The following is a 9,880-nucleotide window of genomic DNA, read 5'->3' as shown; positions in this document are numbered from 1 at the left end:
GGTCTCCCCGTGGCTCACCCCGACGGCGGCCGCGGCGGCCGCCACCGCGCTGCTGACGCGCAAGGACCGGCGATGGGCGCTCGCGGCGGCCCCGCTGAGCGCGCTCACCGGGGGCATGCTCTGGTTCTTCCGCGACCCCGACCGCACGCCGGGCGTGGGCCGCATCCTGTCTCCCGCCGACGGGGTGGTGCAGAGCATCGACCCGTGGCCGGACGGCCGCACCAGGGTCGCGATCTTCATGAGCCCCCTGAACGTGCATGTTAACCGCGCCCCTCTTGCGGGAAATGTCGCATCCGTGCAGCATGTGGCAGGTGGGTTCCTGCCGGCGTTCAACAAGGACAGCGACCAGAACGAGCGCGTGGTGTGGCATTTCGAGACGGCGCTGGGCGACATCGAGATGGTGCAGATCGCGGGCGCGGTCGCGCGCAGGATCGTGCCGTACGTGAGCAGCGGAGCGAAGGTCGCGCAGGCCGAGCGGATCGGGCTCATCAGGTTCGGTTCGCGCGTCGACATCTACCTTCCCGAAGGGATTTCTCCCGCGGTGTCCGTGGGTGACAAGACGGTTGCGGGGGTGACCAGAATTGACCGCGGCTGACGCCGGTAGTTGGCAGGCGGATGAAGAGGAAGAAGAGCCTCGTGGTCCGGTCGGCAAGGCGTTCCGCCTGTCGGCTGCGGACTCGCTCTCGCTGGGCAACGCGGTCTGCGGGTTCCTCGCCGTGTGCGTCCTGGCGTACTCCGCGATCCAGCAGCTCCAGGGCGGTCATCGCTTCACGCCCGATCCGAGCTACTTCGCCACCGCCATCGTGCTCCTGCTCATCGGCGCGACGTGCGACCTGTTCGACGGCCTCGTCGCGCGGCGCTTCCGGGCCTCCGCGATGGGCGCCGAGCTCGACAACCTCGCCGACGTCATCAGTTTCGGGTTCGCGCCCGCGTTCATGGTCGTGATCTGGGGCGGGTTCACCGACCAGGTGCCGTTCGTGATGGTGGTCGCTGCGGCGGCTGCCGTGCTGGTGGCCGGGGTCGTGCGCCTGGCCAGGTTCGCCTGCGTCAAGACCAAGAGCGGCGACTTCATGGGCCTGCCCATTCCCATGGGCGCCATGACCGTGATCTCCATCGTGCTGCTGTTCCAGCCGAGCTTCTGGTCCCTGCTGGCCGTGCTCGGCGTGGCGTGGCTGATGGTCAGCCGGATCGAGTACCCCAAGCCGAAGGGGCAGCTCGCGGCGGGCGTCCTGGGCTGGATCATGGTGAACGTGGCCTTCCTGACCTTCTGGGTGGCCTGGCCGGAAGGCGGCGACCTGCCGATCAAGATCGGCGCGAGCATGCAGATCGCTCTCGTGGCGGCGATCCCGCTGCGGATGCTGGTCTACAAGCGGGAGCAGCGCCGGGAATCTGCCACGCGCATCGGCAACTGACGGGATTTTTCGTCTTACTTCGGCTTTGATGGAGCCATGTCGGCTACGCCGCGCGAGCACACGCGCACGTACTATCTCGGCAAGCTGGCCACGGAGCTGGAGCAGCGCGGGCTGACGGCCACGTTGCGGTCCTATCCGCCCGCGTTGCGCATCAGCGATCCCGACACGGCGATGCTGGCGGAGACCGTCGACTGTGTGCCGCTGTCTGAGGGATGGTTCTATCGGTGGTCTTGGGGCGAACTCGTGGGAGTGGCTGACGACCCGGCCCTCGCCGCCGACCGCATCCTCCACGTCCTCACCCGCCCGTAACGGCCCATCCGCGCCATCCTTGATCAAACTCCCATCCGTTACGGCTGCGCACGATGGGCCGCACGCGCCGACGTGGGTGGCCGTCTCTCATGGCCGGTCGTGAAGGCTCACGGGCGGGTCGCCGTGACGACGCGCATTCTGGGCCGATTCCGTGGTCAGCCTGACCGCGGCGGCACGCAAGCGCGTGCTCGCTGTCACGCAGACCACCACAGCGAACACGCAGCGGACGGCGTTAGCCGGATCCGGCGCAGACCGCGTTGAGCGCACCTGCCTGAGCGTGGCGCGCGTGTTGACGGTGCGTTACCAGCCGCGGGCCTTCCATTCGGGGAGGGCGGGGCGTTCGACGCCCAGTGTGGTGTCCTTGCCGTGGCCCGGATACACCCACGTCTCGTCTGGGAGGCGGTTGAAGACGCGTTCGACTACGTCGTTGTAGAGCTGGGTGAAGCGCTGCGGGTCCTTCCAGGTGTTGCCGACGCCGCCCGGGAACAGCGAGTCGCCTGTGAACAGGTGGTGGCCCGCCTCGCCGCCGTCATACAGCAGGGCGATCGAGCCGGGCGTGTGGCCGCGCAGGTGGATGACCTCCAGGGTGACCGCGCCGACGGAGATTGTGTCACCGTGTTCGACCGTGCCGTCCACCGGCACCGGGAGGGCGGGCGCGTCGAGCGGATGGGCGATCACGTCGGCGCCTGTCACCTTGCTCACCTGCTCCAGCGCCTGCCAGTGGTCGCCGTGCTGGTGCGTGGTGACGATCGAGCGCACCGGCTGGTCGGAGATCAGGGCGAGCAGGCGGTCGGCGTCGGCGGCCGCGTCGATCAGCAGCTCTTCGCCGGTCTCGGTGCAACGCAGCAGGTAGGCGTTGTTGTCGTACGGGCCTACGGCTAGCTTGAAAATCGTGAGCGCGGGCAGCTCGCGCACGTCGGCGGGACCGCCGACCTGGACGTCACCTGTATAGGTCATGAAAAGTCCTCTGGGGGCGTCGCGGGCAGATCAGCGGGGGCCGGCATTGTCAGCCACGGCGGCGGCTCTGGCAGTCCCGTGCCGCCGGGCGTGAACGGCTGCCCCACGGGCACCAGCGTAACGCCCTCGCCGTTCGATCCTCCGGTCAGCCAGGCCAGCATGTCGGCGGGCGCGCCCTCGATCGCGGGGCCGGTGCCGAGGTCTGGCCACCTGTCGATGATCTCGCCGGACGCGTTCTTGAGGATGACCTCGCTCACCGTGCTGCGGGCGTGCGGCCAGGACGCGTGGCAGTCGCGGAGTTCGCGCAGGACGAACGGCTCCGGCCAGTCCGCCCTGCTGCGCGGATAGGACGGTCATATCTGGATATTTCATCAGTTAGGGTGTCTGGGCCGGGGCCCGGCATAAAGCCGCAGGTCAACTGGTTGAATGCGGAAGGGCCCCTGCCAGAGTGGGAGATGGCCGTAGTCTGTGAAGGACGGATTTTCGGGGGCCGGGCAACGGTCCGCCGAAATTGTCGGACCCCCCGTCTACCATCCCCGTGGACCTATCCGCCTTTAGACCTCCGGGATCGCCGTGGCTGACCGCCTGATCGTGCGTGGTGCACGAGAACACAACCTCAAGGACGTCTCGCTCGACCTGCCGCGAGACTCGCTGATCGTCTTCACGGGCCTGTCCGGCTCCGGCAAGTCGAGCCTGGCCTTCGACACGATCTTCGCTGAGGGTCAGCGGCGCTATGTCGAGTCGCTGTCGGCGTACGCCCGTCAGTTCCTCGGCCAGATGGACAAGCCCGACGTCGACTTCATCGAGGGCCTGTCGCCCGCGGTGTCGATCGACCAGAAGGCCACCAGCAAGAACCCCCGCTCGACCGTCGGCACGATCACCGAGGTCTACGACTACCTGCGGCTGCTGTGGGCGCGCATCGGCAAGCCCCACTGCCCGGTGTGCTCGCGCCCGATCGCCAGGCAGATGCCCGAGCAGATCGTCGACCGCGTGATGGACCTGGAGGAGGGCACCCGCTTCCAGGTGCTCGCCCCGGTCATCAGGGGGCGCAAGGGTGAGTACGCCGAGCTGTTCCGCGAGCTGCAGACCAAGGGCTTCGCCAGGGCCAGGGTCGACGGGACCATCGTGCGGCTGGAGGAGCCGCCGACGCTGAAGAAGTACGAGAAGCACGACATCGAGGTCATCGTCGACCGCCTGTCGGTCAAGGAGTCGGCGCGGCGCAGGCTCAACGACTCGGTCGAGACGGCGTTGCAGCTGTCCGGCGGCACGATCACGCTCGAGTTCGTCGACCTGCCCGAAGACGACCCCAACCGGGAGCGGTTCTACTCCGAGCACCTCTACTGCCCCTACGACGACCTGTCGTTCGAGGAGCTGGAGCCGCGCTCGTTCTCGTTCAACTCGCCGTTCGGCGCCTGCCCCGAGTGCACGGGCCTCGGCACGAAGATGGAGGTGGACCCCGACCTGGTGGTGCCCGACCCCGAGCGCACGCTCGGCGACGGCGCGCTCCACCCCTGGTCGGGCGGCCACACGAGCGAATACTTCGTCAGGCTGATCGAGGCGCTCGGCCACACGGTCGGGTTCACGCTCGACACGCCGTGGGAGAAGCTGCCGAAGAAGGCGCAGAAGTCGCTGCTGTACGGCCACGACGAGCAGGTCCACGTCCGCTACAGCAACCGCTATGGCCGGCAGCGCTCCTACTACACGACCTACGACGGCGTCATCCCGTGGGTGCAGCGCCGGCACGCCGAGGCGGAGAGCGACTCGACCCGCGAGCGCTTCGAAGGCTACATGCGCGAGATCCCGTGCCCGGCCTGCAAGGGCGCCAGACTCAAGCCGGTCACGCTGGCGGTCACGGTCGCGGACAGGTCGATCGCCGACGTGGCGGCCATGTCGATCGGCGAGTGCGCGAAGTTCCTGGCCGGGCTCAAGCTGTCCGACCGCGACATGCAGATCGCCGAGCGGGTGGTCAAGGAGATCAACGCCCGCATGGGCTTCCTGCTCGACGTCGGCCTCGACTACCTGACCATGGACCGCGCCGCCGCCACCCTGGCGGGCGGCGAGGCCCAGCGCATCAGGCTGGCCACGCAGATCGGCTCCGGCCTGGTCGGCGTCCTGTACGTGCTCGACGAGCCGTCCATCGGGCTCCACCAGCGCGACAACATGCGGCTGCTCGACACGCTGATCAGGCTGCGCGACATGGGCAACACGCTGATCGTGGTCGAGCACGACGAGGACACGATCGCGGCGGCCGACTGGGTGGTCGACATCGGCCCCGGCGCCGGCGAGCACGGCGGACAGGTCGTCGTGTCCGGCACCGTCCAGGAGCTCCTCACCAGCGAGGAGTCGATCACCGGCCAGTACTTGTCCGGGCGCAAGAGCATCACGATCCCGGCCAAGCGCCGCAAGCGCGACAAGAAGCGGCAGATCACGGTCAAGGGGGCGCGCGAGCACAACCTCAAGGGGGTCGACATCGACTTCCCGCTGGGCGTATTCACGGCGGTCACGGGCGTGTCGGGGTCCGGCAAGTCGACGCTGGTCAACGACATCCTCTACAACGCGCTGGCCAAGGAGCTCAACGGCGCGCGCACGGTGCCGGGGCGGCATTCGCGCATCAACGGCATGGACCACGTGGACAAGGTCGTCCACGTCGACCAGTCGCCGATCGGGCGCACCCCCCGCTCCAACCCGGCCACGTACACCGGCGTCTTCGACCACATCCGCAAGCTGTTCGCGGCCACGACCGAGGCGAAGGTGCGCGGCTACCAGCCCGGGCGCTTCAGCTTCAACGTCAAGGGCGGGCGCTGCGAGGCGTGCGCGGGCGACGGCACCATCAAGATCGAGATGAACTTCCTGCCGGACGTCTACGTCCCCTGCGAGGTCTGCCACGGCGCCCGCTACAACCGGGAGACACTGGAGGTCCACTACAAGGGCAAGACCATCTCCGAGGTGCTCGACATGCCGATCGAGGAGGCCCTGGGCTTCTTCGAGGCGATCCCCGCGATCAAGCGCCACCTGCAGACGCTCAACGACGTGGGCCTGGGCTACGTACGGCTCGGACAGCCCGCCACCACGCTGTCCGGCGGCGAGGCACAGCGGGTCAAGCTCGCGTCGGAGCTGCAGCGGCGGCAGACGGGGCGGACCATCTACGTGCTGGACGAGCCGACCACCGGCCTGCACTTCGAGGACATCCGGCGCCTGCTGGGCGTGCTCGGCCGGCTCGTGGACGGCGGCAACACGGTGATCGTCATCGAGCACAACCTCGATGTGATCAAGACGGCCGACTGGGTCATCGACATGGGGCCCGAGGGTGGGTCCCGGGGTGGGACGTTGGTCGCCAGCGGTACGCCCGAGGAGATCGCGCTGGTGGACGAGAGCCACACGGGGCGCTTCCTGCGGAAGATCCTCGCTTTCTGAGCGGCCTTGCGCCGTTTCTTTCTTGCGGGGGTTTGTGTGACGGACGTGCCTCGGGCCGGCCGAGGTCACGTCCGGGGCGCGCTGGACAGGCGGCGCCGGCTACGTGCGGCGCGTCTGCCGCTGGAGGACGCCGCTGCCGCCGGGTGGGTGTGCTCTCCCGTGGGGGATGTGCCGTTCCACCGGACGGAGGCGCGGGGCGGGGTCAGTGGGCGGTGGCGCGGGCGCGGGCGCGGCGTTTGGCGGCGTCGCCGCGTTCCAGCCACCACTCCGCCACCAGCAGCGGCAGCACCCAGCCCAGCCACGCGCTCAGCGCCGACACCGTGCTCGCCAGCAACGTCTCGTCGCCGTGGAAGGTCGTGTTCAGCTGCGGTGACAGGGCGATGACGAACACGACGCCCCAGAGGCGGTTCGTGATGATGGACAAGGTCAGGGCGAAGCTGCGGATCATCCATCGGCGGTGGTCGACGAACCTGCGCTGCCTGGCCATCCGCCAGCCCGCCAGTGTGCAGCCCACCCAGACGGTCGCCAGCACGACGCCGCTGGCGGCCGTCACGGGGCCGAAGAACGGGGTGGTCACGCTGACCACCAGCCCCAGCAGGCCGCTCGGGAGGCAGCCGCCGAAGACGTACACGCGGCCGATGATCCGGTGCGCGCGTGGATAGCGTCCGCGGAACCACGGCCAGATCTGCAGGCAGCACGTGATCATCGCCGTGGAGCCGAAGATGACGTGCAAGGAGAGCACCGCGAAGTGCGGCGGGAAGAAGTCGGGAGCGGGCACGCGGGACTGGGCCGGGTCCAGGGACAGGTACGGCGGCAGCGAGTACGCGACGAACACGGCCGACACCACCGCCAGGGGGGCCACCCAGGGACGCCGCCACCAGCGGGGTTTGGACGGGGAAGCGGATGGGCGTTCTGTCGTAAGAGTCATACCCGCAGGGTCGGCCCCGCCGCTGACCGCCCGCCTACCACTCGCTGACCGGATCCTCGCCGATCCCGCGGCTGCCACGCGCTGACCGGGCCGCCGGCCACCCGGTAATCGGACCGAGGGGTGTCGCCCATAAAGTTGAGTACTGGTAACGGCCTGACCTGCAGGGGGTCAGCGGCGACGCGGAGGGTCGGCAAAAATCATGACGGTTACGGAGCAGGGCGGAGCCATGCCCGAAAACGGTTTCGGGCGGCGCGGGATGCTGGGGGCGGCCGGGATCGCGGTGTGCGGGCTGGCGCTGGCCGGGTGCGGCGGGGGAGAGAGCAAGGCTCAGCCGAGCCTCAAAGGCAAGGTCATCGCCAAGACGGCAGACGTGCCCGTGGGCGGAGGCACGGTGCTCGAGGACCTGCAGGTCGTGGTGACGCAGCCTACGCAGGGCGTCTACAAGGCGTTCAGCTCGGTATGCACGCACAAGGGCTGCGCGGTCAGCGCTCCCAAGGACAACGTCATCAGGTGCGCCTGCCACGGCAGCGAGTTCTCCGCCGACAGCGGCAAGGCCACCAAGGGACCCGCGACCGCCCCGCTGGCCTCCTACAAGGTGAGGGTCGAGGGCGACGGCATCGTGGTCGCCTGAACGCGTACTTATGCGTAGAGACCCGGATTGGGCTCGGGCACGCTGAACCGGTGAGAGGCCGCCGGCCGTACCTGTAGTGAAAGCCAATCTGGGAGGAACGCACCATGACGGATACGACGCGCCGGACGGTGGTCTTCGGCGCCGGAGGCGCCGGGCTCGCGGCGGTTCTTACGGCATGTGCGAGCTACGGTTCGCCGACGACGGAGGCGAGTGCGGAGCCGCCGGCCGAGGAGCCTTCGGAGTCGTCGTCACCGAAGAAAAAGAAGGCGGCTTCGAAGAGCAAGGCGCTGGCCGACACGGCCGACATCCCCGAGGGCGGTGGGAAGGTCTTCGAGAACGAGAAGGTCGTGGTCACGCAGCCGGCGGCCGGGGAGTTCAAGGCGTTCACGGCGGTCTGCACCCACGCGGGCTGCACGGTGGCCAGCGTCTCCAACAAAACGATCAACTGTCCGTGTCACGGCAGCAAGTTCAACATCAACGACGGCTCCGTCGCGAATGGGCCCGCCGGCCAACCGCTCGCGGAGAAGAAGATCACCGTGGACGGCGACAAGATCAGACTCGCCTAGCCGTGCGTCTCATGAATTTCTCACCTATGTGCGGTTGGGTGAGCCCATGGGAGATGACGTACAGAGTCGCCGTGTCATGATCGCTGGCGTCGGAGCGGGTGGTCTGGCGCTGGCGCTCACCGCCTGTGGCGGCAGCACCGACACCACACAGCCCGCATCCTCCGGGTCGAGCGCGCCGCAGTCCAACGCGCCGGCCGGTGGGGCGCTGGCCAAGACCGCCGACATCCCCGTCGGCGGCGGCACGGTCTTCAAGGATCAGAAAATCGTGGTCACCCAGCCCACGTCGGGCGAGTTCAAGGCGTTCAGCGCCGTGTGCACGCACAACGGGTGCACGGTCGGGAACGTCTCAGGCGGGGTGATCGTCTGCCCGTGTCATGGCAGCAAGTTCGCCATCGCGGACGGCTCGGTCAAGGACGGGCCGGCCGACAAACCGCTGCCCGCGCAGCAGATCAAGGTGGAGGGCGACCAGATCACGCTCGCGTAGCCCGGTGCCCCTGGTGGGGAGGCCCGTCGCGCCGGTGGAAGGCACGGCGGGCCACCTTGTCGGTGCGGGCTACTAGGCTTTGAACGTGGCGAGATCAGCGGGCAGCCCCTTGAGTTTCCGGCCCAAGCCGGGTTCCATCCCCGATTCCCCAGGGGTCTACCGGTTCAGGGACACGCACGGCCGGGTGATCTACGTAGGCAAGGCCAAGAGCCTGCGCCAGCGGCTCAATTCCTACTTCGCCGACTTCTCCGCGCTCCACCCGCGCACCCAGTCGATGCTGACCACGGCCGCCGACGTCGACTGGACCGTCGTCGGCACCGAGGTCGAGGCGCTGCAGCTCGAATACTCCTGGATCAAGGAGTTCGACCCGCGCTTCAACGTGAAATACCGCGACGACAAGTCGTACCCGTACCTCGCGGTCACCATGGGTGAGGATTTCCCCAGGGTGCAGGTCATGCGTGGGGCCAAGCGCAAGGGCACGCGTTACTTCGGCCCCTACTCCCACGCGTGGGCCATCCGCGAGACCGTCGACCTGCTGCTGCGGGTCTTCCCGGTGCGCACGTGCAGCGCCGGGGTGTTCAAGCGGGCCGGCCAGATCGGCCGCCCTTGCCTGCTCGGCTACATCGACAAGTGCTCGGCGCCCTGCGTCGGCCGGGTCACCCCGGAGGAGCACCGCGAGCTGGCCGAAGACTTCTGCGACTTCATGGCGGGCAACACCAGCCGCTTCATCAAACGCCTCGAGAAGGAGATGCGCGAGGCCGCCGGGGAGCAGGAGTACGAGCGCGCGGCCCGGCTCCGCGACGACATCCAGGCGCTGCAGCGGGCGCTGGAGAAGCAGGCCGTGGTGCTCGGCGAGGGCACCGACGCCGACGTGATCGCGCTGGCCGAGGACCCGCTCGAAGCCGCCGTTCAGGTCTTCTACGTGCGCGGCGGCCGCATCCGCGGCCAACGCGGCTGGGTGGTGGACAAGGTCGAGGAGACCTCGCCCGGCGAGCTGGTCGAGCAGTTCCTCCTCCAGATGTATGCCGAGGCGAGCCCCGACTCGATGCCGCGTGAGGTGCTCGTACCCGCGCTGCCGCCCGACTGCGAGGCGGTCGCCGAGCTGCTGACCGAGCAGCGCCGCGCCCGCGTCGAGGTGCGCGTGCCGCAGCGTGGCGACAAGAGGTCGCTGATGGAGAC

Annotated in this window: 11 protein-coding genes; 8 read left to right on the top strand and 3 right to left on the bottom strand. The window is 68.7% G+C overall.

Annotated features, from left to right (window positions below):
* The 3 genes from AB0J09_RS43940 to AB0J09_RS43930 all read left to right on the top strand — a co-directional run.
* A partial coding sequence (locus AB0J09_RS43940) for a phosphatidylserine decarboxylase (protein WP_360705016.1) occupies positions 1-595 on the top strand: 595 nt, incomplete at its 5' end.
* Entirely contained in the window at positions 582-1,412 is an 831-nt protein-coding gene (gene pssA / locus AB0J09_RS43935; protein ID WP_360705013.1) for a CDP-diacylglycerol--serine O-phosphatidyltransferase, read from the top strand. The genes AB0J09_RS43940 and pssA, both read left to right, overlap by 14 nt.
* Positions 1,413-1,448: 36 nt before the next feature.
* Complete coding sequence (locus AB0J09_RS43930; protein WP_360705010.1) at positions 1,449-1,721, top strand: hypothetical protein; 273 nt, start codon at positions 1,449-1,451, stop codon at positions 1,719-1,721.
* 300 nt (positions 1,722-2,021) lie between these two features.
* Here the strand turns inward: AB0J09_RS43930 and AB0J09_RS43925 are convergent, their stop codons facing one another.
* Both AB0J09_RS43925 and AB0J09_RS43920 read right to left on the bottom strand, forming a co-directional pair.
* On the bottom strand, positions 2,022-2,678 hold the full coding sequence (locus tag AB0J09_RS43925; RefSeq protein ID WP_360705008.1) for an MBL fold metallo-hydrolase: 657 nt from the start codon (positions 2,676-2,678) through the stop codon (positions 2,022-2,024).
* A complete protein-coding gene (locus AB0J09_RS43920) occupies positions 2,675-2,935 on the bottom strand; it encodes a hypothetical protein (RefSeq protein WP_360705005.1) in 261 nt (86 codons plus the stop codon). The genes AB0J09_RS43925 and AB0J09_RS43920 overlap by 4 nt, the downstream gene beginning before the upstream one ends.
* Positions 2,936-3,251: 316 nt before the next feature.
* Here AB0J09_RS43920 and uvrA point away from each other — a divergent pair, with 316 nt between their 5' ends.
* Positions 3,252-6,092: an excinuclease ABC subunit UvrA gene (uvrA, locus tag AB0J09_RS43915; RefSeq protein ID WP_360705002.1), complete on the top strand. Its 2,841-nt coding sequence runs from the start codon at positions 3,252-3,254 to the stop codon at positions 6,090-6,092.
* 202 nt (positions 6,093-6,294) lie between these two features.
* On the opposite strand, the gene AB0J09_RS43910 is transcribed toward uvrA, so the two are convergent.
* A complete protein-coding gene (locus tag AB0J09_RS43910; RefSeq protein WP_360704999.1) occupies positions 6,295-6,954 on the bottom strand; it encodes a DUF2306 domain-containing protein in 660 nt (219 codons plus the stop codon).
* A gap of 292 nt (positions 6,955-7,246) precedes the next feature.
* Here AB0J09_RS43910 and AB0J09_RS43905 point away from each other — a divergent pair, with 292 nt between their 5' ends.
* The 4 genes from AB0J09_RS43905 to uvrC all read left to right on the top strand — a co-directional run.
* Positions 7,247-7,651, top strand: a complete 405-nt coding sequence (locus AB0J09_RS43905; protein WP_360704996.1) for a Rieske (2Fe-2S) protein — start codon at positions 7,247-7,249, stop codon at positions 7,649-7,651.
* A 104-nt stretch (positions 7,652-7,755) separates the two neighbouring features.
* Positions 7,756-8,217 (top strand): Rieske (2Fe-2S) protein, encoded by a 462-nt coding sequence (locus AB0J09_RS43900; RefSeq protein ID WP_360704993.1) that lies wholly within the window; start codon positions 7,756-7,758, stop codon positions 8,215-8,217.
* A gap of 76 nt (positions 8,218-8,293) precedes the next feature.
* On the top strand, positions 8,294-8,701 hold the full coding sequence (locus tag AB0J09_RS43895) for a Rieske (2Fe-2S) protein (protein WP_360704991.1): 408 nt from the start codon (positions 8,294-8,296) through the stop codon (positions 8,699-8,701).
* A 109-nt stretch (positions 8,702-8,810) separates the two neighbouring features.
* Positions 8,811-9,880 (top strand): excinuclease ABC subunit UvrC (gene uvrC / locus AB0J09_RS43890; RefSeq protein ID WP_360705018.1); only part of this gene is annotated, 1,070 nt, incomplete at its 3' end.

It is taken from the genome of Nonomuraea sp. NPDC049784, from assembly GCF_040659615.1.
Classification (GTDB): Bacteria; Actinomycetota; Actinomycetes; order Streptosporangiales; family Streptosporangiaceae; genus Nonomuraea.
Note: the sequence above shows the minus strand (reverse complement) of the source record. Positions and strands in the feature narration are given on the sequence as shown.

What these genes read in the sequence shown, in the direction of transcription:
- AB0J09_RS43930 (WP_360705010.1), top strand. Translation starts at nt 1,449, where the DNA reads ATGTCGGCTACGCCGCGCGAGCACACGCGCACGTACTATCTCGGCAAG.
- AB0J09_RS43925 (WP_360705008.1), bottom strand. Translation starts at nt 2,678, where the DNA reads ATGACCTATACAGGTGACGTCCAGGTCGGCGGTCCCGCCGACGTGCGC.
- AB0J09_RS43905 (WP_360704996.1), top strand. Translation starts at nt 7,247, where the DNA reads ATGCCCGAAAACGGTTTCGGGCGGCGCGGGATGCTGGGGGCGGCCGGG.
- AB0J09_RS43900 (WP_360704993.1), top strand. Translation starts at nt 7,756, where the DNA reads ATGACGGATACGACGCGCCGGACGGTGGTCTTCGGCGCCGGAGGCGCC.
- AB0J09_RS43895 (WP_360704991.1), top strand. Translation starts at nt 8,294, where the DNA reads ATGATCGCTGGCGTCGGAGCGGGTGGTCTGGCGCTGGCGCTCACCGCC.